26 protein-coding genes are annotated in these 26520 nt (G+C 57.6%); 13 read left to right on the forward strand and 13 right to left on the reverse strand.

All coding sequences use genetic code 11. The annotated features are described in order from the left end of the window. Positions 1–179: 179 nt before the first annotated feature. Positions 180–1496 carry a sigma-54 interaction domain-containing protein gene (locus AC2Q8J_RS11115; protein WP_204995001.1) on the forward strand — a complete coding sequence of 439 codons (1317 nt, stop codon included), beginning with the start codon at positions 180–182 and terminating at the stop codon, positions 1494–1496. Positions 1497–1518: 22 nt separating this feature from the next. Here the strand turns inward: AC2Q8J_RS11115 and AC2Q8J_RS11120 are convergent, their stop codons facing one another. The 4 genes from AC2Q8J_RS11120 to AC2Q8J_RS11135 all read right to left on the reverse strand — a co-directional run bounded on the left by AC2Q8J_RS11120 (position 1519) and on the right by AC2Q8J_RS11135 (position 6224). Further along, complete coding sequence (locus AC2Q8J_RS11120; protein ID WP_486451295.1) at positions 1519–2694, reverse strand: hydroxymethylglutaryl-CoA reductase; 1176 nt, start codon at positions 2692–2694, stop codon at positions 1519–1521. Then, positions 2691–3977, reverse strand: coding sequence for a dicarboxylate/amino acid:cation symporter (locus AC2Q8J_RS11125; protein WP_486451296.1), 1287 nt, complete (start codon positions 3975–3977; stop codon positions 2691–2693). The genes AC2Q8J_RS11120 and AC2Q8J_RS11125 overlap by 4 nt, the downstream gene beginning before the upstream one ends. 80 nt (positions 3978–4057) lie before the next feature. Beyond that, positions 4058–4687: a class I SAM-dependent methyltransferase gene (locus tag AC2Q8J_RS11130; protein ID WP_486451297.1), complete on the reverse strand. Its 630-nt coding sequence runs from the start codon at positions 4685–4687 to the stop codon at positions 4058–4060. 163 nt (positions 4688–4850) lie between these two features. Then, complete coding sequence (locus AC2Q8J_RS11135; RefSeq protein WP_424143055.1) at positions 4851–6224, reverse strand: FAD-dependent oxidoreductase; 1374 nt, start codon at positions 6222–6224, stop codon at positions 4851–4853. 64 nt (positions 6225–6288) lie between these two features. Here AC2Q8J_RS11135 and AC2Q8J_RS11140 point away from each other — a divergent pair, with 64 nt between their 5' ends. From AC2Q8J_RS11140 to AC2Q8J_RS11150, 3 genes are all read left to right on the forward strand, one after another. Next, positions 6289–6975, forward strand: coding sequence for a chorismate--pyruvate lyase family protein (locus AC2Q8J_RS11140; protein ID WP_239547549.1), 687 nt, complete (start codon positions 6289–6291; stop codon positions 6973–6975). A 63-nt stretch (positions 6976–7038) separates the two neighbouring features. Then, a complete protein-coding gene (ubiA, locus tag AC2Q8J_RS11145; RefSeq protein ID WP_374972489.1) occupies positions 7039–7920 on the forward strand; it encodes a 4-hydroxybenzoate octaprenyltransferase in 882 nt (293 codons plus the stop codon). Positions 7921–7976: 56 nt separating this feature from the next. Beyond that, entirely contained in the window at positions 7977–9119 is a 1143-nt protein-coding gene (locus AC2Q8J_RS11150; protein ID WP_486451298.1) for a GNAT family N-acetyltransferase, read from the forward strand. A gap of 6 nt (positions 9120–9125) precedes the next feature. On the opposite strand, the gene AC2Q8J_RS11155 is transcribed toward AC2Q8J_RS11150, so the two are convergent. Further along, a complete protein-coding gene (locus tag AC2Q8J_RS11155) occupies positions 9126–9509 on the reverse strand; it encodes a hypothetical protein (protein WP_204995009.1) in 384 nt (127 codons plus the stop codon). Between the two features lie 38 nt (positions 9510–9547). Further along, a complete protein-coding gene (gene trhP, locus AC2Q8J_RS11160) occupies positions 9548–10861 on the reverse strand; it encodes a prephenate-dependent tRNA uridine(34) hydroxylase TrhP (RefSeq protein ID WP_486451299.1) in 1314 nt (437 codons plus the stop codon). A gap of 217 nt (positions 10862–11078) precedes the next feature. Here trhP and AC2Q8J_RS11165 point away from each other — a divergent pair, with 217 nt between their 5' ends. Continuing rightward, positions 11079–12560 carry an OmpA family protein gene (locus AC2Q8J_RS11165; RefSeq protein WP_286695411.1) on the forward strand — a complete coding sequence of 494 codons (1482 nt, stop codon included), beginning with the start codon at positions 11079–11081 and terminating at the stop codon, positions 12558–12560. Between the two features lie 73 nt (positions 12561–12633). Here the strand turns inward: AC2Q8J_RS11165 and AC2Q8J_RS11170 are convergent, their stop codons facing one another. Beyond that, entirely contained in the window at positions 12634–13224 is a 591-nt protein-coding gene (locus tag AC2Q8J_RS11170; RefSeq protein WP_486451300.1) for a DUF938 domain-containing protein, read from the reverse strand. Between the two features lie 99 nt (positions 13225–13323). On the opposite strand from AC2Q8J_RS11170, the gene AC2Q8J_RS11175 reads away from it, so the two are divergent. Next, positions 13324–13782, forward strand: a complete 459-nt coding sequence (locus tag AC2Q8J_RS11175) for an EVE domain-containing protein (RefSeq protein ID WP_204997075.1) — start codon at positions 13324–13326, stop codon at positions 13780–13782. A gap of 3 nt (positions 13783–13785) precedes the next feature. Here AC2Q8J_RS11175 and yaaA read toward each other — a convergent pair whose 3' ends face one another. Beyond that, a complete protein-coding gene (gene yaaA, locus AC2Q8J_RS11180; protein WP_486451301.1) occupies positions 13786–14559 on the reverse strand; it encodes a peroxide stress protein YaaA in 774 nt (257 codons plus the stop codon). Between the two features lie 18 nt (positions 14560–14577). Further along, complete coding sequence (locus AC2Q8J_RS11185) at positions 14578–15075, reverse strand: DUF4265 domain-containing protein (RefSeq protein ID WP_204997077.1); 498 nt, start codon at positions 15073–15075, stop codon at positions 14578–14580. Positions 15076–15201: 126 nt separating this feature from the next. On the opposite strand from AC2Q8J_RS11185, the gene AC2Q8J_RS11190 reads away from it, so the two are divergent. The 4 genes from AC2Q8J_RS11190 to AC2Q8J_RS11205 all read left to right on the forward strand — a co-directional run bounded on the left by AC2Q8J_RS11190 (position 15202) and on the right by AC2Q8J_RS11205 (position 18450). Next, positions 15202–15726 carry a TRAP transporter small permease subunit gene (locus AC2Q8J_RS11190; protein WP_286839464.1) on the forward strand — a complete coding sequence of 175 codons (525 nt, stop codon included), beginning with the start codon at positions 15202–15204 and terminating at the stop codon, positions 15724–15726. After that, positions 15719–17086, forward strand: a complete 1368-nt coding sequence (locus AC2Q8J_RS11195) for a TRAP transporter large permease (RefSeq protein WP_486452617.1) — start codon at positions 15719–15721, stop codon at positions 17084–17086. The genes AC2Q8J_RS11190 and AC2Q8J_RS11195 overlap by 8 nt, the downstream gene beginning before the upstream one ends. A 78-nt stretch (positions 17087–17164) precedes the next feature. Then, positions 17165–17554: an acyl-CoA thioesterase gene (locus tag AC2Q8J_RS11200; RefSeq protein ID WP_027874832.1), complete on the forward strand. Its 390-nt coding sequence runs from the start codon at positions 17165–17167 to the stop codon at positions 17552–17554. A gap of 35 nt (positions 17555–17589) precedes the next feature. Next, positions 17590–18450, forward strand: coding sequence for an SDR family oxidoreductase (locus AC2Q8J_RS11205; RefSeq protein WP_486451302.1), 861 nt, complete (start codon positions 17590–17592; stop codon positions 18448–18450). Between the two features lie 16 nt (positions 18451–18466). Here the strand turns inward: AC2Q8J_RS11205 and AC2Q8J_RS11210 are convergent, their stop codons facing one another. Continuing rightward, on the reverse strand, positions 18467–19321 hold the full coding sequence (locus AC2Q8J_RS11210; RefSeq protein WP_486451303.1) for a hydroxymethylglutaryl-CoA lyase: 855 nt from the start codon (positions 19319–19321) through the stop codon (positions 18467–18469). On the opposite strand from AC2Q8J_RS11210, the gene AC2Q8J_RS11215 reads away from it, so the two are divergent. Together AC2Q8J_RS11215 and AC2Q8J_RS11220 are read left to right on the forward strand one after the other, a co-directional pair. Further along, complete coding sequence (locus tag AC2Q8J_RS11215; protein WP_486451304.1) at positions 19206–19847, forward strand: DUF1800 family protein; 642 nt, start codon at positions 19206–19208, stop codon at positions 19845–19847. The genes AC2Q8J_RS11210 and AC2Q8J_RS11215 overlap by 116 nt on opposite strands. Before the next feature lie 31 nt (positions 19848–19878). Further along, positions 19879–21066, forward strand: coding sequence for a DUF1501 domain-containing protein (locus AC2Q8J_RS11220; protein WP_486451305.1), 1188 nt, complete (start codon positions 19879–19881; stop codon positions 21064–21066). A 1-nt stretch (position 21067) separates the two neighbouring features. Here AC2Q8J_RS11220 and AC2Q8J_RS11225 read toward each other — a convergent pair whose 3' ends face one another. Both AC2Q8J_RS11225 and uvrD read right to left on the reverse strand, forming a co-directional pair. Continuing rightward, a complete protein-coding gene (locus AC2Q8J_RS11225; RefSeq protein ID WP_486451306.1) occupies positions 21068–22210 on the reverse strand; it encodes a TRAP transporter substrate-binding protein in 1143 nt (380 codons plus the stop codon). A 34-nt stretch (positions 22211–22244) separates the two neighbouring features. Continuing rightward, entirely contained in the window at positions 22245–24410 is a 2166-nt protein-coding gene (gene uvrD / locus AC2Q8J_RS11230; RefSeq protein ID WP_486451307.1) for a DNA helicase II, read from the reverse strand. A gap of 136 nt (positions 24411–24546) precedes the next feature. On the opposite strand from uvrD, the gene AC2Q8J_RS11235 reads away from it, so the two are divergent. After that, complete coding sequence (locus tag AC2Q8J_RS11235; protein ID WP_486451308.1) at positions 24547–25401, forward strand: SIS domain-containing protein; 855 nt, start codon at positions 24547–24549, stop codon at positions 25399–25401. 8 nt (positions 25402–25409) lie between these two features. Here AC2Q8J_RS11235 and AC2Q8J_RS11240 read toward each other — a convergent pair whose 3' ends face one another. Continuing rightward, on the reverse strand, positions 25410–26513 hold the full coding sequence (locus tag AC2Q8J_RS11240; protein ID WP_486451309.1) for a PepSY-associated TM helix domain-containing protein: 1104 nt from the start codon (positions 26511–26513) through the stop codon (positions 25410–25412). Positions 26514–26520: the final 7 nt, after the last annotated feature.

Raw genomic sequence — 26520 nt, forward strand, 5'->3', positions numbered from 1 at the left:
AATATTCCGATTTGTACTAAGATACACAGCAATGTGTGTGCCAGTGCGCGAAAATTCCGCAACGCATTGATTTTGATGGATAAAAATCAGGCGAGCGGTTTTCAAAAGGCAATGTGTATCGCAGCGTGCCAGGTTTTGTGTCAGTCTTGTCAGAATACCTGTCATTTCTGGCAAAGACGATGCGACAAATTGCTACAGACCTCGACCTCGATTTTCGGTCTCTGCTCGACGGCTTAGAGCACCCGGCCATTCTACTGACGCCCGATTACCAGATTGTGGCGAGTAATCAGCGTTACCAGCAAAGCTTTGGCGACGTGCCGGTGGGCGATCACTGTTTCAGGGTGTCTCATGGCTACGACAAGCCCTGCGACCAGGCGGGCGAGAGCTGCCCCCTTCAGGCGTGTACCCACAGTGGCGAGCGTGAGCGCGTGCTGCATATCCACAATACCCCCCGTGGTCGCGAGCATATTGATGTAGAGATGCTACCCATTAAAGGTCGCAATGGAGAGTTGCGCTACTTTATTGAAATGCTCAAGCCAGTGCGCAGCGCCAGTGCGGAGATCAGCAGCGACCATATGGTGGGACGCAGCGCGGCGTTTAACACCATGTTGGAGCTGATAAATCTGGTTGCTCCCCACGACACCTCGGTGTTGCTACTCGGCGAGTCCGGCGCCGGCAAGGAGCTGGCAGCGCAGGCGATCCACAGTACCGGTGGGCGCTGCGACAAGGCGATGGTTACTGTTGAATGTGCGGGCTTGACCGACACCCTGTTTGAAAGCGAGCTGTTTGGCCATGTGAAGGGCGCGTTTACCGGCGCGGTGAGCAATAAGCCGGGCCTGCTTGAGTCGGCTCGTGGCGGCACCCTGTTTCTGGACGAGATCGGCGATGTCCCGCTGGGTATGCAGGTAAAATTGCTGCGCCTGCTGGAAACCGGCAGTTATCGCGCAGTGGGCAGCACCCAACCTCAGCTGGCCGATTTCCGCTTGATCTGTGCCACCAACAAAGACCTGCCAGCGATGATCGCCGAGGGTCAGTTCCGCGAAGACCTTTACTACCGGATTAATACCTTTCCCATCCACCTGCCACCGCTGCGTGAGCGCCGTGCCGACCTTGCGTTGATCTCCCGCTCGATCTTGAAAAAGCTCAGCCCCAATGGCGGTTATCGCCTCACCGACTCTGCGGTAAAGCGCCTGCAGGACTATGATTTTCCGGGCAATATCCGCGAGCTGAAAAACATCCTGGAGCGCGCCACCATCTTCGCCCATTCCAGTATTATCGACCTCGCGGTGCTGGAGCGCTGCTTTGGGCAAGAGGGTCGCCAGGCAGAGCCCGCGCCAAGTCCCGCCGCGCCTCACAAGGGCCCCTGGCTGGACTTAAAGGCGCAAGAGCAACAGTATCTCAAGTCGCTGCTGCAGCATTGCAATGGCGACAAGGAAAAAGCCGCCGATATTGCCGGTATCAGCCTGCGGTCGCTGTATCGGCGGCTGGAGGAGTAGTCGGCGAGTTACCGATTCAATATTAGGGGCGATTTCGACCGAGCTGATCGTGGCTGGATACCCACTCATCGGAAACAACGGCGGCTGCCAGCGATAGGTCTCCGGCTAGGACGGTTGCCGCGATAATTTCCGCGAGTTTGTGGGCTTTGCCCTCACCGTAACAGCCCATCATTTCCAAGCATTCACGCTGGGTCGCCAAGCCGGTGCCACCGCCATAGCTGGCGCAGATAATCGAGGGCAGCGTGACGGAGTAATACAGGTCGCCGTCGTCGGTGAGATCCATAAAGGCAATCCCGGCGTGAGACTCAACGACATTGGCTTCGTCTTGTCCGGTGGCGATAAACATCGCGGCAATGCCGTTCGCCGAGTGCGGGCCATTGTAGGCTGAGCCAGCCAATAAGCTCCCAACAATTGTGCGTTGGCGCAGGCGCACCATGCGTTCGGGTTCGGCGCGCATCAGGCTCTGCAGCAGCTCTTTTTTAATGACGGCTTCAGCGACCACCTTTTTTCCACGGCTGTGAAGCAGGTTCATATGGGAGTGCTTCTTATCGGTTTCTATGCCGCCCGACAAGGAAAAATTTTGAATGCCGGAGAAGTTTGAAAGGACCCACTGGCACGCTTTGTGGGTCGCTTTGCCCGTCATATTTTGGCCGGCGGCATCACCGGTTAGGTAGTTAAAGCGGGTAAACAGTTTATTGGCGATTACCCAGCTTTGAATATTTTCCAGTGTGCCAACGCGTGTTGTGCTTTCGGCCTCGGCTTTAATTGCCGCAAAATTTTCCTCAAGCCATTGTGATAACGCGCGTGCCTCGCGGGCAGAGGCAAGCTCAAACAGGGGCGCGCGCTGCATGGCTTCGCCAACGACGGTAACAGTGCATCCTCCTGACTCGCTAACCAACCTCATGCCCCGGCTATACGAGGCGATCAACGTTCCCTCTGTGGTTGCCATGGGGATGTAAAAGTCGCCTTGAGCATGTTCGCCATTGATGCGATAGGGCCCGGCCACGCCCAGCGGCATTTGTACAACGCCGATAAAGTTCTCGGTGTTTCCCTCCACGCTTGCTGGGTCGAGAGAGTAATGCCGGGTGTTCGTCAGTGACGTACCTGTTTGTTCTTCAATGAAGCTGCGGCGTTGTTGCGCGGCCTGTTCCGAGTAGTCATTGCCTTTAAGGCGCGGGATACGCTTGCGCTGGCTCATCGGCGGCTGCCCTGATTAATGGCAATGGCTGTTTGTTCGCCTTCACTACGGGCGATTACCACGGCGGCGCAGGAGTCGCTAAATACATTCACCGCGGTGCGCATCATATCCAGAATCCGGTCGGTCACCAGCAGTAGGCCGATGCCCTCCAGTGGCAGGCCAATGGTGCCAAGGATGACGGAGATGGCCACCAGGCTGGCGGCGGGAATACCGGCCACGCCGATCGAGGTTAGCAGGGCGACCATTACCACGGTGAACTGCTGGGCGAAGCTCAAGTCCAGGCCGTAGACCTGGGCGATAAACATGGCCGCTACGCACTCATACAAGGCGGTACCATCCATATTTACGGTTGCGCCTAACGGCAACACGAAGCCGCTGGTGCGTTTGGATACGCCGGATTTGTCCTGCACACACTCCATCGTGAGCGGCAAGGTCGCCGAGCTGGAGGCGGTGGAGAAGGCGGTGAGCATTGCCGGTGCCATGGCCTGATAGTGTTTGACTGGCCGCACTTTGCCCAGGTAGCGAAGCACCAGCGGCATGGCGACAAAGGCGTGTAGCGCTAGCGCCAGCGCGGCGGCAAAAAAGAATTTGAGCATGGGCGCAAAGGCGTCAAAGCCGGTGCCGGCGACGGTTTTTGCCACCAGACCAAAAACCCCAATGGGGGCAAATTTCATCACCCACATGGTCATGCTGGTCATAATATCCATCAAGCCCTGCCAAAAGTTCAGCTGAACTTCGGCGTGCTCGGAGTCGCTGCGGGCGAGGAAAAAGCCATACAGCAAGCTGAAAAATATCAGCCCCAGCATTTGGCCATTGGCCGCCGCCGCGATCACATTGGGGGGGATCATGCGCTCAAACACTTGCACAATATCGGCGGCGCTGCGGCCTTCGACCTTGACGAGGGTGGCGTTGAGCTCGGCGTTGTCGCTGCTCAAGCTGGCGGCGAGGGCTTCGGTGTCGCCGACGCCGGGCTGGATAATATTGACGACCGTCAGTCCGATCAGAATCGCAATGAGGCTGGATGTGGCGTAAAACAGCAGGGTTTTACCGCCCAGGCGCTCCAGATTGTCGCCGCCAATACCGGCCATGCCGCTGATAATCGAGGCGCTGACCAGAGGCACGATTAACATCTTCAGGGCGTTTAAAAACAGCGTGCCGAGAAAGGCGTATACCGCCAGTAATTTAATGCCGGCAATTTCGGCATCGGCGCCGCCGAGCATGCCAGCGATAACGGCGAGGGAAATGGCAATAGCAATTTGCCAGTGCAAAGCGAGTTTGGGCATAGTGCGTCCGAATTTTTTATTGGAAGGGCCCAGCGTTTGACGGGCCTATGCCGCACTCTAGCGTGCCGATGCCGTAGAGGCTAGTCCGCAACGCGTTTGCGGGCACTGCCGCTGTAGACATAACCGGCGATACGCGGGGCTTTTTCCAGATAGCGGCGCTCGAGTTGGTCGATGGCGAAATGGCCTTCTTGCAGTAACTCGGCGATGGGGCGGTTCAGGTGGCAGCCTCCGGCAAAGCGTTTCCAGACCGGCGTAATGCGATTTTGCCAGCGCGCCACGGCGGGTTCTTCTGACAGGCCGTGCTCGCAAAACAGCAGTTGGCCGTCAGGTTTGAGCACGCGGTGCATTTGCGCCAGTGCACTGCGCCAGTCGGGAATGGTGCACAGGGTGAAGGTTAACAGCACGGTGTCGACGCTGTTGTCGGCCAGCGGGATCTTCTCGCCCGGCAGATCGAGCCAGCGTACATCCAAGGCGCTGGCGGCCAGGTTCTTTTGCGCTTTGCGGCGCATTCCCTCTGAGGGTTCCAGGCCCCAGATATAGTCCACCTTGCTGGCATCGTAGAGAGGGAGATTAATACCACTACCCATACCGACTTCCAGCACCGCGCCCTGGCATTGGGGCACGACGTCGCGGCGCGCCTCCATAACAGCAGGCATGGAGCAGGCTCTGTCGATCACAGCGGGTAGCACGTAGGTATCGTAAAGGCTCATGGCGGTCTCGTTATTATCGTTTTGCAATGGCAAGGCAGCGTTATGCCCAGGCATTTCAGCGCAGCGCTGATGCACTGGCAATGTGCAAAGCGGACAGTAGCGCCTTTGTGCAGGCACAAAAAACCCCGCCGTAGCGGGGTTTATTATGCTCAGCCGTTAAGGCTTAGGGCATGATGGCGGGCAGTTCTTTCTGCAGCGCCATTTTCTGCTTGGTGCCTTCGCCGGTCAGTGCAAAGCCCAGCAGGTCGCCGGTGGCCGTGTCGACAAACTTGGCGACAACATTGTTGCCGTCTTGCTCGATTTGCCATTCGCCTTTCGCGTCGCGAGGAGCGGGAGACACGCACACGGGGCAGGCCGGCGTTTTAATGGTGACAGGCATCGCCGGGTAGCTCACCTCGGTCGGCTCGCCGGTGAGGGTTTTGGCCAGGGCGCGAGCCTGAGCCATCAGCGGTGCGACGTATACCAACACGTGACCGGCGACTTCGGCGCAGTCACCCATGGCGTACACATTGGGTGCGTTGGTTTCCAGCAGGCGGTTGGTCACCACGCCGCGATTCACTTCAATGCCCGCAGACTTGGCCAGCTCGACTTGTGGGCGAACACCCACGGCCGACAGTACCAGGTCACAGCTGATGGTTTCGCCATTGTTCAGTGTCACTTCCACACCGTTGTCGGCTTTGTTCACCTCGGTGACCAATGGGCCAAAGTGGAATTTGGCGCCTTTGTCTTCCAGTGCGCTTTGCACGGCTTTACCGGCAGCTTCTGGCAGCAAGGTGGGCAGGCAGTAACCCAGTGGGTCAACCGTTTCTACTTCGAAGCCACCATTGATCAGGTCGTTGGTGAACTCACAGCCGATCAGGCCGCCACCGATGATGCAGACCTTCTTCACATTGTTGGCGTCGACGGCTTTGCGGAAGTCGTCGTAGTCCAGCAGGTCGTTGACCGAGTACACGTAGTCCTGGCCGTTGCCGCCAATAGGGGGGCGAATCACGTCGGCACCCAGTGCCAGTACCAGCTTCTTATAATGCACCTTGGTTTCGGCGTCGCCGGTGGAGATGGTCTGCGCCGCTGTGTCGATCGCCGTGACCTTGGTCATGGTCCAAACGCTGGCGTTGAGGTCTTCACCCATGCCGCCGGCGTCTTTCTGCGCCAGTGCATCGGCATCTTGTTTCTTGGTGTAGCCGGTGGACAGCATGGGCTTGGAGTAGGCGCGGCCGTCGTCAGCAGTGATCATAATGATAGGCGTGTCTTTGTCTTGCTTGCGCAGTTCGCGCACCAGACCGTAGCCTGCCAAGCCGGTACCGATGACCACGATGGGGGCATCCTGGCTGGCAGTAGAGGGTTCGTCGTGGTGAGGCAGGCTGCTGGGCTCAGACTGTTCGATCATTTCGAAGTCTTCTTTGCCTACGCCGCAGTCCGGGCACAGCCAGTCATCGGGGATATCTTCCCAGCGAGTACCGGGCTCAATACCAGAATCCGGATCACCGGTTTCTTCGTCGTATACCCATCCGCAAACAATACATTCCCACTTACTCATACTCTTTCGTCCTGCCGTCATCGGTTTGTCTTATGCGGCCACCTTTATCGACACTCTGTGCCTTATGGTTACGGCGGCGGCTGGCTTGCAAGTCGGCGGCGATTCACGCATTCTGCCGCACTCAGCGAATTGGCTGTCTGTGTATCAACAGCCAGTGTTCAGTGATCTAGCCACTGGAAGCCCGACATTGTACGCCCTTCGATTAAACCGATGCTACCGCCAAGAGCCCAACTGGCGGCCAGCTAATCAATTTGTAGGAGTTCCAGCGCTTCAGGACGACGCGCCCTGGCTGCTGGACACCGGCTCATTGACCGCCCATTTGCGCCGCCAATCGGCGGGAAATTTCCGTGTGCAGGTGCTCAGCCAGCACTGGGGGCTACCGCGTTTGTCGGAGCGCAGGCTACTGGCCATGGGCGATCGCGACTGGGGTTTAATTCGCGAAGTGCTGTTGTGCTGCCACGACGAACCCTGGGTTTATGCCCGCAGTGTGATGCCAGCGCGCAGTTTAACGGGGCATCTGCGCCGCCTGCGCGGCCTGGACAGCCGGCCGTTGGGACACCTCCTGTTCACCGACCGCTCAATGCGTCGCATTCCCTACGAGATCTGCCGATTGCCAGCCGCGCAGCTGCCTTTGGAGGGCTTGCCTGATCAGGAGGCGGCCTTGTGGGGGCGCCGTTCCTGCTTTGTTTTCGATCAGCGCCCGATCATGGTCAGCGAGATTTTTCTCCCCGAGTTTCAGCCGTGGTGTTAGCGCTCTGTTGATAGCGGCGGGACGCGTTATACTCTGCACCTACGTTCAACGATGAGTCACGGAATGAAGGTGCAGTTCCCACAATTTCGCCAGCAGCTTCCCCACTATTTGGCGCTGATGCGTGTTGATCGCCCCATTGGCACTTATCTTGTGCTGTGGCCAACCCTCTGGGCACTGTGGCTGGCGGCCGAGGGCCTGCCCGATTGGCATTTGCTGCTGATTTTCGTTCTGGGCACCTTTTTAATGCGCTCGGCGGGCTGTGTGATCAACGACTACGCCGACCGCCACATCGACGCCCACGTAAAACGTACCGAGGCGCGGCCCTTTGCCACTGGCAGCGTGACGGAAAAAGAGGCGCTGACCGTGTTTGCGGTGCTGTGCGGCGCGGCCTTTGTGCTGGTGCTGTTTACCAATATTCAAACGATTTTGCTGTCGTTTGCGGCGGTGGCGCTGGCGGCGTGTTATCCCTTTATGAAGCGCTACACGCACCTGCCCCAGGTGGTGTTGGGCGCCGCGTTTGCCTGGGGTATACCCATGGCATTTTCGGCGCAGCGCGGTGAATTGCCCGCGAGTTTGTGGTTGATCTACATCGCCGTGCTGATGTGGACGGTGGCCTACGATACCTTCTACGCAATGGTTGACCGCGATGACGACCTGAAAATTGGCGTGAAGTCGACGGCAATACTCTTCGGCGACGACGACAAGGCGATCACCGCCATGCTGCAAGTCTCGGTGATTCTGGTGATGTTGCTGGTCGGCAAGCAATTTGCCATGAGCTTTATCTACTACGCCGGCTTGATGGCGGCCAGCGGCCTGTTTATCTACCAGCAAAAGCTCATTAAATACCGGGAGCGCGACAAGTGCTTCCAGGCCTTTCTGAATAATCACTACGTCGGCATGGCGATCTTTGCTGGCATTGCGCTGCACTATGCGCTGCCGGCATGACATCGTGCGGCTTTGCTAGCGCGTATGCACAGCTGATGGTTTGTTGGATATAGAACATGCTGGAATTGCAGTTTATCGACAGCATTCACCGCGTTGCCGCCGACGAGTGGAATGCGGTCGCCGGTGACAACTACCCGTTTTTGCAGCACACCTTTCTAGCCGCGTTGGAAGACAGTGGCGCAACCACCGCCGAGACCGGCTGGCTACCTCAGCATTTGGTTATTCGCGAGGGTGGCGTGTTGTGTGGCTTATTGCCGCTGTATATCAAGTCACACAGCTACGGCGAGTATGTGTTCGATTGGGCCTGGGCCGATGCCTATCGCCGCCACGGCCTGGAATACTACCCTAAGCTGTTGTCGGCCATTCCCTTCACCCCGGCAACGGGGCCGCGCCTGTGCTTGCGCGATGACCTGGAGGCTGACGCGCTCTACAGCGTGGTTGTCGAGCAATTGCAACGCCGCGCCCATCAGCTGGGCGCCTCGTCAGCCCACGTTCTGTTCCCCGATCTTAATGACGCCGAGCGCTGGCAACGCGCTGGCTTATTGCAGCGCATTGGCCCGCAGTACCATTGGTTTAATCGGGGTTATCAAGGCTTTGACGACTTTCTGGCGACCTTCAGTTCGCGCAAGCGAAAAAACCTGCGCAAGGAGCGTCGTACAGTGGCCGATCAGGGGCTGCGCCTGGAGCGCCTGCCCGGCAGTGATGTGAGCGAGTCGCAGTGGCGCTTTTTCTTCCACTGTTATCAGATGACCTATGCCAAACGCAGCGGTCACGGCGGTTATTTATCGGAGGCCTTTTTTCAGGCCATTGCCCAGTCAATGACAGACCGGCTGCTGTTGGTATTGGCCTACGAGGGCGATGTGCCGGTGGCGGCGGCCTTAAATTTTCAGGGCGCGGATACCTTGTTCGGGCGTTATTGGGGCTGTATTCGCGAATACGATTTCCTGCATTTTGAAGCCTGCTATTACCAGGGCATTGAGCATTGCATTGAACAGGGCTTAAGCAAGTTTGACCCGGGCGCACAGGGCGAGCACAAAATTCAGCGCGGCTTTGAGCCGATCACCACTTACTCCCAGCACTGGTTGGCCGACGCCAGTTTTAGCGATGCGGTGGCGCGCTTTCTTCACACCGAGCAGCGCCATATTGCTGAATATCTGCAAGAGGCTGCGCAGGCGCTACCCTTCAAGCAGGGGGAATAGCGGGACTTATTGCTGCGCTTTTTTCAGGCTGCGTTCCACCAATAGCAGGCAGGCGATAGGAATGAGGTAGCTGCAGCTGATTTCCACCAGCATCAATACCTCGGTGGCGCTCCATTGGGAGTCGCTGCCGTACCAAAAAATGGCGACGGGTAAGATCACAAAGGTGAGGGTCGGCAACAGCCGCCAGAGTGTGTAGGCCAGTCGGCTGGCGTCCTCGCGATCGGCGCGGCGGTAGCAGTAAAAGGTGAGCAGTACGCCGAATGCGCCCAAGGCCATCGCGCCGTAGTTGCCGAGCAGGCTCGCCAAGATATGGATGGCGGCGCCGAAGATCAGACTTAACAAGCTAATGTTAATTAAGCCGCGCAAGCTGCGCAGTTTGCTTCGCTCCATGGGCGTCTCCTGTTCGGCCTTCACTCAGCGTAACAGCCTCAACCGCCGGCGTGAATATCCTTTACGATCAGCCCGTAACGCAGTGCCTGTTCGTCGAGTTGTCCGTCGAGAGGAATGCGCATGCGATGGCCGGAACCGGGGGCAACGTCTGCCGCCTCGCCGTTTTTGTCGAGCAGGGTGTTCAGGGTGAAGCGCTGGTTGCCCTGGGGCGTCATCAGTTGCACGGTATCGCCAACGGCGAAGCGGTTTTTCACGTCAACGACAATATCGCTACCGCTAACATCCACCACTTCGGCAACAAACTGTTGCTGCTGGGCGTTGCTGCTACCCATCTCGTAATTTTGATATTCCTTGGGAGGGTGGCGCCGGTAAAAGCCTTCGGTGTAGCCGCGGTTGGCCAGGGTTTCCAGCTCGTCCATCAAGCCCATATCGAACTCGCGGCCGGCGGCGGCGTCGTCGATGGCGCGGCGGTATACCTGAGCTGTACGCGCCACGTAGTAGTGCGACTTGGTGCGCCCTTCAATCTTCAGCGAGTGAATCCCCATTTCCTGCAAGCGCTGCACATGTTGCACGGCGCGCAGGTCCTTGGAATTCATAATATAAGTACCGTGCTCGTCTTCGTAGGCGGGCATGTATTCGCCGGGGCGCTGGGCTTGTTGCAGCAGCACCGGTTCGACCTGGGGCTGTGGCTCGTAGTTTTGCACGGCGATCAGGTCGCCGGTGGCATCTTCCTTCGCTTCGTGCGCTTGATACTGCCAGCGGCAGGCATTGGTGCAGGCGCCTTGGTTCGGGTCGCGGTGGTTCATATACCCCGACAGCAGGCAGCGCCCCGAGTAGGCAATACACAGCGCGCCGTGAACAAACACCTCCAGCTCCATTTCTGGTACGCGCTGGCGGATCTCTTCAATTTCGTTCAGGGAAAGTTCGCGCGACAGAATCACCCGGCGAATGCCATTGCGATGCCAAAATTTCACGCTTGCCCAATTCACCGCGTTGGCTTGAACAGAAAGGTGAATGGGGAGGTCCGGCCAGCGTTCCTGAACGAGCATCATTAAGCCGGGGTCGGCCATAATCAGTGCGTCGGGGCCGAGCTCGACCACGGGTTCTAAGTCGCGCAGATAGCTGCGAATCTTGTCGTTGTGTGGCGAAATATTCGACGCCAGATAAAACTGCTTGCCCTGGTTGTGCGCCTCGTTAATACCAGTGGCGAGGGTTTCCAGGTCTTTGAATTCATTATTGCGCACGCGTAGGCTATATCGAGGTTGGCCGGCGTAAACGGCATCGGCACCGTAGGCAAATGCGTAACGCATATTGCGAAGGCTGCCAGCAGGAGAGAGCAGTTCAGGCGTCATAATCAAAACCCGTATAAAAAACGCGGCTATAGTAACGTATATCGGCGTTGGGGGTGGCGGCTACAGAGAACAAATCTTCTGCAAAGCGGCAAACTTAGTGGAAAAATACCAAGGGAGTGACTCTTTTCGCTAAACGTGAGTCGTAATATCGGTTAGTATCAGGGGCTATCAAGCCTTTGTTGAATGTAAATTTATAACTAATAACTGGGGGATTGCTATGAGCAAGCAATGGATTTCTGCTCTGACAGCGGGTGTACTGCTCGCGTCTGCAGGTGCTGTCAGCGCCGAAGAAGAGAAAGGTTTTTACATCGGCGGTAAAGCCGCTTACACCGAAGTATTCGATGCCGATGGCACGCTGACAACTGAAGCGGCTGCGCCTGGCGACCCACTTACACAACTGTTGACCGACCTCGGCCTGTTGCCACCGCCAGTGGGTGCTTCGATCGAAGTGGATACCGAGTACGACGACGACTGGGGCTACGGTGTTAACTTCGGTTATAAAACCGCCGGTGCGCTGCGTCTGGAACTGGAATACAGTGAAGGCGAAAACGACGTAAGCAACTCAGACTCTGCTCTGGAAGTACAGTCTCTGTTGGGTAACGTTTGGTACGACTTCCGCGCTGGCGAGCGTCTGCGCCCCTACGTGGGTTTCGGTCTGGGTATGGCCAACATGGAACTCAACGGCAGCGACGATGACGTATTCATGGGCCAGTTGGGTGCCGGTGTTAACTACCACCTGACACCACGCCTGGTGATGGATGCCGGTTATCGCTACGCGGTATCTGAAGATCCCGAGTTTGCCAGCAGCGGCTCAAAACTCGAAACTGAATACGAAGCACAGAGCCTGATGATCGGCCTGCGCTACAACTTCTTCGACGCCCAATACGGCGCCAAAGACGGTGACGGCGACGGTGTGGTTGATGAAACCGATCAGTGCCCAGGCACACCACGCGGTGTTCAAGTAGACAGCGTAGGCTGCCCGCTGGATGGCGATAACGACGGTGTTGCTGACTACCTCGACAAGTGCCCCAACACGCCTGCCGGCGAGCAAGTGGATGCCCAGGGTTGTTCACTGGATAGCGACGGCGACGGCGTTGCAGACCGCGACGACGCGTGCCCCAACACACCTGCTGGTGAGCAAGTGATGTCAAACGGCTGTGGCCAAGAGCAGTCAGTGGTTCTGCGCGGTGTGAACTTCGAAGTGAACAGCGCACAGCTGACCGTGAATGCAGAAACGATTCTCGACGGTGTTGCCTCAACGCTGAACAGCTCGCCCGGCTTCAACGTTGAGCTGCAAGGCCACACTGACAGCTCAGGTAGCGATAGCTACAACATGAACCTGTCTCAGAATCGCGCCAAGTCAGTGAAAAACTACTTGGTTGGCCAGGGTGTTGACGGCAGCCGCCTGACCGCTCGCGGCTACGGTGAAGAGCAGCCTATCGCCAGCAACGACACTAAAGACGGCCGTGCGGAAAACCGCCGCGTTGAGCTGAAAGTGTTGGGTGATGAAGAAATGGTGGTAGAGCCCGCTTACGTACCGACCGTTGAAGAAGAGCCCATGGTCGAAGAAGCTGCGGCTGAAGCACCTGCTGAAGACGCCGCGATGGATGAAGACATCTATGACTACGACCCCTCTGCTGATGTTCAGGAAGAGGAATATGACTACGACTATGATTACGACGCAGAGGAAGAGCTGTAAGGCTTACCTTAGCAAGTAATTGGAAGTAATCAGAAAGCCGCGACTCAGGTCGCGGCTTTTTTTTGCCCGACGTTTAGCGCTTCCAGATTAGCAGGCGGTTATTGGCCGGCATTTCACAGTCGCTGTGAAGTGCAAAGCCTGCCTTTGCTGCCAAACCACTCACCGCCTCGGCATCGCGGATGCCACTCATCGGGTCGCGGCTTTTTAACCACTGATCAAACTCGGTGTTGCTGGCCGAGGTGAATTGCCCCTGGTAATTGAAAGGGCCGTAGATAAAAAGCCACTGCAAGTCGGCGCCGTGTTCAGCAATGCGGGCGAACAGTCGCTCCACCGAGGCCCAACTCATAATGTGTAGGGTATTGGCTGAGTAGAGTGCCTGAAAATCGCCGCTGGGCCAGGGCGAGGTATTCACCTCAAAGGGCTGCGGCGCTGGAAGGTTGTCGAGCTTGGCCTCGTCCAGCCACTGTTGTATGCCGGGCAGGTATTCCGCCTGGTCGCAACACTGCCACTGCAATTGAGGGTGAAGGCGGGCGACATGCACCGCGTGTTGCCCGGTGCCGCTGCCAATCTCCACCACGTTTTGTAGGGTTTCGAGAATGGGTTGTAAGGTACTAAAGATCGGCTGTTTGTTGTTTTCGCAGGCCTGGGAGTAGGGTTTTTGCATTTCAGGTACCTAGCTGGACTTTCCAGGGAGGATGGACGGCCATAGCGACAGGCCGCTACACTTTTTGTTGGTGCACAGTGTCAGTGCAGAGGAGGAGTGATGCAATACTGGTTGGTAAAATCCGAGCCGGATGCTTTTGGCATTGATGATTTGGCGGCCTGCAAAAATGCCACCGAGCACTGGGATGGAGTGCGCAATTACCAGGCGCGCAACATCATGCGCGACAACATGCAGGTGGGCGATCAGGTATTTTTCTATCACTCTGCCTGTAAAACGCCGGGCATTGTCGGCATTGCCGAGGTCGTGCGGGAGGGTTATCCCGACCACACTGCGCGCGACCCCGAGTCCAAATACTACGACCCCAAGGCCAGCGACGAGGATCCGCGCTGGTATATGGTGGACATTCAGCTGCGCCGCAAGCTGGGGCGCCTGATTCCCTTGAGCGAACTAAAAAGCCATCCGGCGCTAAGCGATATGGCGTTGCTGAAGAAGGGTAATCGCCTGTCGGTGATGCCGGTAGAAGAGCGTCACTGGCAGACGATACTCAGTCTGGAATAGGACTTAGGCGACCTCGTCGCGAAGGAACACCCACTCAGTGGCAGTGGACTGCTCAGGGCAGTAATAGTAGCCGTCGGTGTCGAATTGCTTCAGTTTCTCGGCGTCGGTAATGCGCTGCTTAATCACATAGGCGCTCATCAAACCTCGGGCCTTTTTGGCGTAGAAGCTGATAATTTTGTACTTGCCGTTTTTGTAGTCTTTAAACACCGGGGTGATAACGTCGGCGTTCAGCAGCTTGGTTTTCACGGCGCTGAAGTACTCATTCGACGCCAGGTTAAGCAGCAGCGGGCCGGCATCGCTAAATTGGGCATTGATGGCATCGGTGATACGCTCGCCCCAAAATTCGTAGAGGTTTTTGCCGCCGCTGTTGGCGAACTTTGTGCCCATTTCCAGCCGATAGGGCTGAATCAAATCCAGCGGCCGCAGCAGACCATATAAGCCGGAAAGGATGCGCAGGTGCTGCTGGGCAAAGGCGAAATCGTCGTCGCCGAAGTCGTCGGCATTCAGCCCTGTGTATACATCGCCGCGAAAAGCCAATACCGCCTGCTTGGCGTTGTCGGGCGTAAACGGCGTTTGCCAGTCAGCAAAGCGCTGGTAGTTGAGTGTTCCGAGTTTGTCGCTGATCTTCATCAGCGCGGAAATATCCTGAGGCGCCAGTTCGCGCAGCTCATCGATAAGCTGCTGCGACGCGTCCAGAAAATCCGGCTCGCTGCGCTGCTGAGTGTGAGCGGGGGTGTCAAAGTCCAGCGTCTTTGCCGGTGAAATCAGTATCAACATGCTTGGCTCCTTTCGCCGCTACGCTTTTAACAGGTCCTGCCACCAGTTCAGCGGCTCGCCTTGGTCGTCGTAGACATTGCCATACAGCCAGCGGGCCTCGCCGGTCTTTACATTGGCATCGAGTAATTTTTCAATCGCCTGAAAACCTACGCCAAAATGAATGCTGTAGACCAAAGCGCGTTCGCTGCTAATGTCCAGGTGGCCGCCCAGTTTTTCGATCTCGCCGGTCAGTTGCTGCTCCAGCGCTTCATTGGGCTCGCGCATAAATACGCGCAGGCAGAGGTTGCCGCCGCGCTCAACCACTTTAAAGCGACCGCGCGATTCATTATTCAGTTCCAGGGTGTCCAGTGCCGCCACGCCGCGTACAAACAGCGGTGACTTTAATAAGCGATACTGGCCCTCGGTTTCGCAGGGGCTGGCCAGGCACTGTTCAAACACGGGTTGCTGGTTGTTGGGGTGAATGCCGGCGAAGAGTTCCAGTCGGGTTTCTTTATCGGCGAGAGGCGGATGGCTCATAGCAGTAATGAATTTACCTTAAAAGGCGCAATGATAGCGTGTTTGCCGGTCATTCGCATGGCGAGAGGGGGGCTGCTGCGACTATAATATTGCCCCACTTGGGTCGACATGCAGTTAATTACAATAATGAGAGCGACACTACGTTTCATCGACGCCTTCACCGAGGCGACTGGCCGCTTACTGGCCTGGTGTATTCCCATCATGATGCTGGTTACCGCCGCGGTGGTGGTTATGCGTTACGGCTTTGGCTATGGCCTGACGGCCATGCAGGAGTCAGTCAGTTATCTGCACGGCTCAGTATTTATGCTCGGCGCCGCCTATGCCCTGAAACACGGCGCCCATGTGCGAGTGGATATTTTTTATCAGCGCTTTTCTCCGCGCCAGCGCGCATGGATCGACAGCCTGGGCACGCTGATATTTTTATTGCCGCTGTGTGGGCTCATTTTGCTCAGCAGCTGGGATTTCAGTGCCAAGGCCTGGGAAATTCGCGAGGCCTCGGTTGAGCCCGGCGGCATTCCAGCCGTGTTTCTACTCAAGAGTCTGATACCGCTAATGGCGGTCAATCTTGCTCTGCAGGGCCTTGCCGAACTACTGCGCAATGCCCTGGTGCTGGTAGAGGGCGACGGCGCGGAGGTGAACCGTGCTGATTGAGTTGTTGCCACTGCTAATGTTCATCACCATTTGCCTGGTGCTCATGCTGGGCTACCCGGTGGCCTTTAGTCTGGCCGGGGTGGCGATGATCTTTGCCGGCCTGGGTATCAGCCTCGGCCACTTCGACCCCAGTTTCCTCGCCGCGCTGCCCAACCGGATATTTGGCACCATCAACAACATCACCTTATTGGCGGTGCCGCTGTTTGTATTAATGGGCGTACTGCTGGAAAAGAGTCAGCTCGCCGAGGAATTGCTCAGCAATATGGCGGCACTGTTTGGCCGCCGGCGCGGCGGCTTGGGTATCTCGGTGATTGTTGTCGGTATGTTGCTGGCGGCCAGCACAGGTATTGTGGGGGCTACAGTGGTGACCATGGGCCTGCTCTCGTTGCCGTCGATGCTCAAGCGCGGCTACGACCCGGCACTGGCCACCGGCACCATCTGCGCGACTGGAACATTGGGGCAGATCATTCCGCCCTCTATCGCCCTGGTACTACTCGGCGACACACTCTCCAGCGCTTATCAGCAAGCGCAGTTGGATCTTGGGGTGTTCAGCCCCAAAACCCTGTCAGTGGGCGATCTGTTTATCGGCGCTCTGATCCCCGGCTTGCTGTTGGTGAGCTTATACATTTTATATATGGGCGGCATGGCGATTCTTCGCCCGGAAAAAGCGCCCCCCGCCAGTGACCTGCAAGCGCCGCCAATCGGCCAGTTGCTGCGCGGCTTTGTTCCGCCAGTGCTGTTGATCGTTACTGTATTGGGTTCCATCCTCGCCGGCGCCGCCACGCCTACCGAGGCGGCGGGCGTTGGTGCCCTGGGTGCAGCGCTGTTGGCGCTGCTGCGTGGCCGTCTGTCGCTGGCGCGTTTGGCCGAAGTGTCGCGGGAAACCATGAAGGTCACCTGCATGGTATTTATGATCCTGATTGGCGCCGCGGTGTTTTCCTTGGTGTTTCGCGGCTTCGGTGGCGACGAGCTGATTCACGGCGCCTTTACGGCGATGCCCGGCGGTGTGGTGGCAGCCACCGCGCTGGTGATGTTGGTGATCTTCCTGCTGGGCTTTATTCTCGACTTTATTGAAATCACCTTTGTGGTGGTGCCTATCGTCGGGCCGATTTTGCTGGCCATGGGCGTAGACCCAATATGGCTGGGCATTATGATCGCGCTCAACCTGCAAACCTCTTTTCTTACGCCGCCGTTTGGCTTTTCGCTGTTCTACTTGCGCGGTGTGGCTCCGGCCTCGGTGGCAACCTCGGACATTTATCGAGGCGTGGCGCCCTATATCTTTCTGCAATTAATGGTGCTGGCGATCCTGGCGCTGTGGCCCGGTTTGGCTACGTGGTTGCCAGCGCTGGTGCGAGGCTAGAAATTAGATTGACAATACTAGGCGTCATCCGTTAACTGGGCGCTCGATGAATAATTCAAACAGTAGGAATACAAACCTATGCGTGACATAGATGATGTGCCCCGCCCCAACGGCGAGTTAGCCATGCAGGTGATCGCTATGCCTGCAGATACTAATGCCGACGGAGATATCTACGGTGGCTGGTTAATGTCGCAAATGGATCTTGCAGCCGGTATTACTGCCGGGCGACGCGCAGGTGGCAGGGTCGCCACAGTAGCCGTTGCGAGTATGGCGTTTTTGTCGCCGGTAAATGTTGGCGCGGTGGTGAGCTGTTATACCGATGTGCTTGAAGTTGGACGCAGCTCCATTCGCATCAATGTGGAAGTCTGGATCACCGAATACGACGACGAAGAGCCGATAAAAGTGACTGAGGGCGAATTTGTATTTGTCGCCATCGACGACAACGGCCGCACGCGGAGCGTCGATTAAGTTAAACCAAAACCAATAGTGCAAGGACAATAATAATGAGCATGACGGGAAAAGTGTGTTTGATTACCGGCGCGACCAACGGCATTGGCCGCGCGACCGCCAAGGCGCTGGTAGAGCAGGGTGCTGAGCTGTTTATTCTCTGCCGCAATGAAGAAAAGGGCCAAGCGCTATTGGACGAACTGCGCAGTTTACGACCCGACGCCGAGTTGTCTCTGTTAATTGCTAACCTCGGTAAAATGGCCGACATTCGCCGCGCCGCGAAACAGTTTCTCGATACCGGCAAACCGCTTCACCTGTTATTGAACAACGCCGGTGTGGTGAACACCGAGCGCAAGCTCAGCGCCGACGGCATAGAAGAAACCTTCGCCGTGAATCACCTCGCCTATTTTCTACTGACTGAGCTGCTTCGAGAGCGCATCGTCGCCAGTGCGCCAGCGCGTATTGTGTCGGTGGCGTCGGAAGCTCATGCTTTCTGCAAAGGCGTGCAGTTCGACGACCTGGAGTTTGCCCGCCAGAAATACAAAACCTTCAAAGTGTACGGCCACTCCAAACTCTGCAATATTCTGTGGACCCGCCATCTGGCCAAGCAACTCGAAGGTACTGGCGTAACGGTAAACTGTGTGCATCCTGGCGCAGTCAGCACCGGCCTCGGCCAGCAAGACAATGTCATCATCGGGAAAGTGTTAGGGCTCGTGTTAAAACCCTTTTTCCGCAGCCCCGACAAGGGCGCCGAAACCTCCATTTATGTGGCGACCTCGCCCAGCTTGGAAGGGGTTACCGGCGAATACTTTGCCGACTGCAAACCCAAGCGCATAAAGCCCTGGGGCAAAGACGACGCGGCGGCGGAGAAGCTGTGGTCGTTCAGCGAGGCCTACACCAAAACCACCGTTAGCTAATGGTGTGAACAGGCGCCTAGAGAGCGCCTTTCTCTATCTGCCGTTCAATCCACTGCGTGGACTTGGCGACGCCAACGCCCGGTAACCATTGCCGGGTCAGCTTGGCTGCCGCTGCCAAACCCGCCAGGGAAATTCCGGTGTTGTAGCCTTGCTGATTCAGCATCAGCACTAGATCTTCCGTGGCAATATTTCCCGAGGCTCCCGGTGCAAAAGGGCATCCCCCCAAGCCTGCAATAGACGCGTCAAAGCGCCGCACACCGCTTTCGAGTGCAGCATAGGCATTGGCGATGCCCATGCCTCGGGTGTCGTGAAAGTGACAGGCGATTAAAGCGCTACCAAATTCGCGACATAATTTATTAGTTAGAGTTGCAGATTGCTGCGGCGTCGCCGCGCCAATCGTATCGGCTAAGACAATTTCTTTTGCGCCTGCGGCGATTAATACTTCGGCTTGTTGCAGGATAATGTCTTCATTAATGCTCCCTTCAAAAGGGCATTCCCACGCGGTGGCGATATAGCAGCTGGCATGCACGCCATCGTGGCTGGCTCTGGTCAGTACTGTTTTGGCAAAACGGAAGGCCTGCTCGTTGTCCATGCCAATATTCTTCTGGTTCATGGTCTCGCTGCTGGCCACCACAATAGCGATGTGGCGTGCGCCGGCTGCGGTCGCCAAGTCGTAGCCCTTCTCATTCGGAATCAGCACCGAAAATTCACCGGTGGTATTTGCCAGGGCGCTCACCACGTGGTCGCTGCCTGCCATGGCGGGAACGGCGCGCGGCGATACAAAAGCGCCAGACGCAAAGCTGACACGGCCACAAGAGAGCGCAATTGCGCTGGTGCGCGCTCTGGAACCGGAGATGAATGACAGCCTCACCTTGTCGGATTTATTGCGGGCCTCGGCTATTCCCGATCTCTACAGTATGTTGGGCTTGGCGAATATTGATGCCCTGCCCGAACTCGACTTTGGCTTGCTGGACCCGCTGGATATTGACCTGAACCCGACCTATGAAGGGCCGAATAGCGACAGCATGATCTCGCGTACCGGCCATGTTCCCTTTCAGTGGCCTAGCCCCGACGGCTACCCGGATAGCGAGGGCTACTGGGCCAGTGTCAATGGTCTACTCGAGCGTTGGCGCCATGTTATCAGTGTCGCGGGGCAGTCCCGCAGCGAGGGCGTGAGTAACGCCGCCTGGGCTGCAGACCAGCAGGAGGAGCCCGGCGAGGCACTGGCGGCCATGCGCCGGAAGTTGCTGATGCGCGATATCGACGACGCGACGGCCAGCCGTTTGCTGGCGGCTGCCCAGACTCACGCGAGCGGCGAACGCGCGGCATCCACCGAACAATTTTGGCGGCGCTTAATGGCGCTGTTGCTGATCTCTCCCTATGCCCAACGGCGTTGATGGACTTCGGTAGTAAAAGGAAGGAAATACGATGACTTATACTCGCCGAGAGCTTTGGAATACCCTCGTCGATAGTGAGGTGAGCAGGCAGAGCCAGTTTACCTCGGCAAAACACACCCTGGTTGTGGTGTTTATGCGCGGCGCGGTGGACGGCTTGAATGTTGTGGTTCCCCACGGCAGCGACGATTACTACGCGCGCCGCCCGGTGGTGAGAGTGCCGCGGCCGGATCAATCCAACGGTGCCTTGGATCTGGATGGTTTCTTCGGTTTACACCCCTCGCTGGCTGGGCTGCTGCCCGCCTGGCAAAACGGCCGTATGGCCGCTGTTCACGCCGCTGGATCGCCCCATGAAAGCCGTTCACATTTTGATGCTCAGGCGATTATGGAAAGTGGTGTTCAAGACCCCAGTGCGACCTTAACCGGGTGGCTTGGTCGACACATTGCGCATACTCACAGCGGTCCGTCGGCGTCGCCGTTTCGCTCGGTAGCCATCGCCTCTGCGGCACCACAGAGTTTGCAGGGCTCGGTGCCGCCACTGGCGCTGGCGCAGTTTGACCGCTTCAATTCGATAGTGAAGCAGGGAGATGACTTCCTGGACGCCGTGCGCAGCATGTACGGTGACGAGACGGCGTTGTCGATTCAAAGCCGTTTGTCGTTGGATGTTGTGCAGGCGCTTGCCGCCGCCGATCCCGCGTCACTTGAGCCCCGAAACGGCGCGCAATACGCCAACAATGCCTTTGCCCGAAATATGCGTAAGGCTGCGCAGTTGATTCGCGCGGATATAGGCAGTGAATTTATCAGTGTTGATATTGGTGGCTGGGACACCCATGTGAATCAGAACGGGGCGTTGCGCAATAACCTGGCGGCAATGGGTGATGGCTTAGCGGCTTTCATGCAAGACCTCGGCGACGCCATGTCGCGAGTGACGCTGGTAACAATGAGTGAGTTTGGTCGCCGCGCGACAGAGAACGGGTCGCTGGGTACCGACCACGGTCACGGCAACGCCATGTTGCTAATGGGCGCCGGCGTCAATGGCGGGCAGGTTGTCAGTGACTGGCCCGGCTTGCAAGACGATGACATTGATCGCGGTGATCTGCAGGTCACCACGGATTACCGCCAGGTGTTGTCGGAGTTGCTGCAGACCCAGAGTAGTCGTCTCGATATCGCCAGGGTATTTCCCGGATACAACTACCCCGGCGGACTTGGTCTTTTTCGCTAAATTATAAATCGCGAGCGTTGATGTAAGCCTGCTCGGAAATATGGTGGTAGTTTTTCGCGCCTTCCAGGAATTGCTTCCAGCTGGTGTAAACCCGCTGGGTGAGCTCATCAGTTTGCGCCAGCTCCGCCAGGTAGTCGTCAGAGGTTTTGTGCAGCGCGCGAATTACATCATCGGGCAGCTTGCGTAGCTGCACGTCGTGTTGCTCTACCAACTCCTGTAAGGCGTTATTATTGCGCGCGGTATATTCGTCTAGCATGTCGGCGTTGGCGTAGCGCGCCGCAACCTCAACAATGGCTTGCAGGTCTTCGGGCAGAGCTTCAAAAGCCTGCTTGTTCACGATGAGTTCGAGAGTCGAGCCGGGCTCATGCCAGCCTGGATAATAGTAATAACGCGTGACCTCGTGAAAGCCGAAGGCCAGATCGTTGTAGGGTGCCACCCACTCGGTGGCGTCGATCACGCCGGTTTGCAACGAGGTGTATAACTCGCCGCCCGGCAGCGTTACCGAGGTGCCCCCCAGGCGGTTTAATACTTCACCGCCCGAGCCGGGAATGCGCATTTTCAGCCCTTTGAGGTCGTCGACCGAATTAATCTCTTTGTTAAACCAGCCCGCCATTTGCACGCCGGTATTGCCGCCGGCCATGGGGATCAAATTAAAGGGGGCATAGGCCTCGCGCCACAATTCCAAGCCGCCGCCGTGGTAGAGCCAGCCATTCATTTCCTGTGCGCTCATGCCAAAGGGCACGGCGGTGAAGAAGATTGATGAGGGCAATTTGCCCTTCCAATAATAGGCCGCGCCGTGGCCCGCCTGAACGCTACCAGCAGAGACGGCATCGAACACGCCGAGGGCAGGAACCAGTTCACCGGCACCATAAACGCTGATTTGCAGGCGGCCGCGGCTCATGCGGTTGACGACCTCGGCAAACTTTTCTGGTGCGGTGCCCAGGCCGGGAAAGTTTTTCGGCCAGGTGGTGACCAGTTTCCATTGATACACTCGCTCACCGCCTAGGGCGGCAGTTCGCGCGCTGTCATCGGCGACATAGTGCCGGCTGCGCTCGCCCACATAGAGCCAGCTCATGGCGACCAGCGCGGCAACCAGGGCCAGAATAATGAGCGGTGTAGTGCGCGCGTTTGAAGAGCGGTTCATAGCGTTACCTTATTATTGTTGTGAGCCGGTGCGATTACAGCAGCTCCAGATTGGCGTACTGCAACACCAGCCATTTGCTGCCTTCGTCCTCAAAATTTACCTGTACCCGAGCGCTGGCGCCCTGGCCCTCGAAGCTGAGCACGGTGCCCGCACCAAAAATACTGTGCAGCACGCGCTGGCCCAGAGCGATACCGCAGTCGGCGGCGGCCTGAGCAGCAATATTGCCGCTGGCAAAGCTGCTCGGACGGGTCACAGTATTGTTAATACGCACTTCGTTGATGAGGTCGTTGGGGATTTCGCGGATGAAGCGTGACAGGCTGTTGAAGTTCTCTTGCCCGTGCAGTCGCCGTGACTCGGCGTAACTCAGAAACAACTGCTGCTCGGCGCGAGTAATACCCACATAGGCGAGGCGACGTTCTTCTTCAAGGCGTGCGGGGTCGTCCATCGACATCTTGTGGGGGAACAGGTTTTCCTCGACGCCCACCATAAACACGATGGGGAACTCCAGACCTTTGGCGGAGTGCAGAGTCATCAGTTGAATGCTGTCCTCGTGCTCGTCGGCCTGCTGTTCACCGGCATCGAGGGCCGCTTGGTCGAGGAATTCGCGCAGCAAATCGGCATCCGGGTCTTCCGGGGTAAAGCTACGCGCGGCGCTGACCAATTCCTGCAGGTTTTCTATGCGCGCCTGACCCTTCTCGCCTTTTTCCTTTTGGTGGAAGGCGATCAGTCCCGCTTTGTCGATGACTAAATCCACCTGCTCATCCAGCGACTGGTCACTGCACTGTTCGGCGAGGTCTTCGACCAGTGACAGGAAGCCGCGCAGGGCATTGCCGGCGCGCGCGGTTAGGGCGCCGTTTTGAATCATCGCCATGGCCGATTGCCACAGCGACAGTTGGTGGTCGCGAGCGTATTCACGCAGCATTTCCACCGTGCGATTGCCGATGCCGCGCGTGGGCGTGTTGATCACCCTTTCCATGGCGGTGTCGTCGTCGCGCAGGGCGATCAAGCGCAAATAGGCGAGGGCGTTTTTAATTTCGAGGCGGTCATAGAAGCGCTGGCCGCCGTAGATGCGATAGGGTTGGCCGCTGCGAATCAGCGCTTCTTCCAATACCCGCGACTGGGCATTGCTGCGGTATAGAATACCAATATCGGCGCGGCGATAGTCCTGGCGGAGCAACTCGTCGATACGGTCAGTGACAAAGCGCGCTTCGTCCTGCTCATTGAACGCGGCAAACAGGGTGATGGGCTCGCCGTCTTCGCCGCTGGTCCATAGCTCTTTGCCCAGGCGCTGGCTGTTGTTTTTGATCACCGCATTGGCGGCACTGAGAATGGTGCCGGTGGAGCGGTAGTTCTGCTCCAGGCGAATAATGCGGGTATCGGCAAAGTCCTTCGAGAACTGCTGAATGTTCTCAATGCGCGCGCCGCGCCAGCCGTAAATGGACTGGTCGTCATCGCCCACGGCGGTAATGGGCATGCCATTGCCGGCAAGAATCTGCAGCCAGGCGTATTGCACGGCGTTGGTGTCCTGGAACTCGTCGACCAGCACATGTTTAAAGCGCTGTTGATAGTGGGCGAGTACCGCCGGGTTGTCGCGCCATAACTCCAGGGCGCGGAGCAGCAACTCGGCAAAGTCGATAACCCCCTGCTGCTGGCAGATCTCCTCGTAGCGCCGATAAACCTTCAACATGGTTTGCAGGTACAGGTCGCCACCGGGGTCATCAATGTGGGCGCTGCGTCGGCCCTCGTCTTTGTGGCCGTTGATAAAGTAACAGGACTGGCGCGGTGGCCAGCGCGAATCATCCAGTTGCAGTTCGCGGTGGATGCGCTTCACCAGCCTAAGCTGGTCGTCGCTGTCGAGAATCTGAAAATTCTCCGGCAGACCGGCTTCGCGGGCGTGGGCCTTTAATAGGCGGTGGGCAAGGCCGTGAAACGTGCCCACCCACATACCACCTTGCAGGCTGCTGCCCAGCAACTCCTCAATACGGCCGCGCATCTCCCGCGCCGCCTTGTTGGTAAAGGTAACCGCCATAATGCTGTACGGCGACAGGCCCTCTACCTTTATCTTCCAGGCTATGCGGTGAACCAGCACGCGGGTTTTGCCACTACCGGCCCCCGCGAGCACCAGTGTGCCCGGGCTGTCAGCGGTTACTGCGTCGCGTTGCGCGTCATTGAGTTGATCGAGAATATAAGATACGTCCATGGGCGGCTATTCTATCGGGAATGGCGGGTTCTGGCACCGTCGCTGAGCAGGAATCTCGTCATCGGCGGCCTTGGGTTACAATACGCGGTAGGGCTTGCTCGGTGAGCCGCTGTTAGCCAAGCCGGTGGAGAAACGCTTGAAACCCAGAAATATCATCCGCGCCATTGAAACCAGCCGCGAGGCCATGCGCCGCAGCGAGCGCAAGGTGGCCGACTATATCCTCGCCAATCGCCGCGAAGTGATTCATATGCGCATTGTCGATCTGGCGCAGGAAGCCCACGTTAGCGAGCCAACTGTGGTGCGCTTTTGTCGAGCGGTCGGTTGCGACGGTTTTCAGAATTTCAAAGTGGCCCTGGCTCAGCATGTGGCGCACAGCCCTGAATATGAGGCGGTGAGCTACGGCGACGAAGACAGTGCTCGGCAGTACACCTTTAAGGTGTTCGACGCCACTATGGAAGCGCTTAAGCGGGTGCGCGACAGCATAGAAGTGGATGCCATTGAAAAAGCCGTGGAGCTGCTCAGCAATGCGCGCCGGGTGGAGTTTTACGGTTTTGGTGCTTCGGCAGCGGTTGCCCACGATGCCCAGCACAACTTCTTTCGCCTGCAAATCAGCGCCAGTGTCTATGCCGACCCCCACGTGCAGGCCATGTCGGCGATGTCCCTGCACGCCGACGATGTGGTGGTGGCTATCTCCCAGTCCGGCCGTACCCGGGCCTTGCTAGATGCCATCAAACTGGCCAAGAACAACGGCGCGCCGGTTATCGCCCTGGCGCCGTCAGGCAGCCCTATCACAGAGCTGAGCGACCTACCAATCTACGTGGATGTCGATAACGACAAAGGCGCTTACACGCCGCTGCCTTCACGGCTGGCCCATATGACGGTGCTCGATATTTTGGCGGTGGGTATTTCCGCCAGCAAAGCCGGCTTGCGCGAGCACCTTGAAAGTATTGAGCAGGGCCTGCAGTCGTTGCGTTTGGAAGGGCCTGAGTAGTTTTGCCGCTACCGGGCTTTGGCGCTCCGTTTCTGCCACCGCTTGTAATAGTGTAAGCCGCCAGTAAGGCACAACCACGCCAGCGCGATACCGCTGAGAAGGGTTAACAGGCGGTAGGGGGTGTTCATGCCGAAGCCGGAGTGGAGGGGGTAGAGCTGGTTCAGCAGCCTACGTGTTGTTGGCATGTTGTCGGCGCGCTCGGTGCGACGGAGTTCTCCGCTGCGAGTATTGAGCCACACGGTAGTGCGGCCATTGAGGTGCCATTCGCCATTGAGGCGAAACCTCACTTTTAGCATTACATCCCCTTGTTCGCGGCCAATGGTGATGTAAGTGGGCCAGCTTCCGTCAATTTCCCGATGTGCCAGCAGGTAGCCTCTGCTTATTGCCGATGTCGGGGTTTGTGGCTCAGCGCTTTTCACCGTGAAGACGGGGTTGGGTGGCAGCAGGGGAAAAATGAGTTTTTGCCAGAGCATCAAGCTGCCGGTGAGTAGGATCAGTAATAGAATGGGGCTGCTCACGGCGCCGGTATGCCGATGGTATTGCAGCCATTGTGAGGGGCGTAATTTTTTGGGGAGCACCCAGCGCCAGCGAAATCCGCGGCGGCCTGGCCACCACAAGATGACCCCGCTAATACAAAGAAATAATGCGAACACGCCAGCCACCAATAACAACGCTTCGCCGATCTCACCGCTGAGAAGATCGACGTGCAGCTCGCGAATAAATGAGATGACGTCGAGAAACCAAAGATTATTGGTATAGGGCTGAAGGCTGCCCAGGGCCAGCAGTTCTAAACCCTCTGCGTGGCGCACCGTCCAGTAGGGCTCCAGTTGGCTGGGGGCTTTTAATTTCAGCGCCGGGTCGATACCCCGCTGGCTTGCCAGTGCCGAAAGCTCCTCGGCCAATTGTTGATGGCGGTAGTCGGCAGGCAGGCTTGCACCGGGAGTGACAATCGCCGCGACTAACTCCTTCTGATAGACCAACAAGGCACCGCTGACGGCCGCGACAAGTAATACGCCAAGCCCGGCAAGGCCGGCCCATAAATGCCAGCGCCACAGGCCCGGCGCGCGAACTTTGCGCGGCCGCCGGGGTGGGTTTGAGGCCGTGTTAGACACTGCGAAA

It is taken from the genome of Spongiibacter sp. C9W, assembly GCF_057370015.1.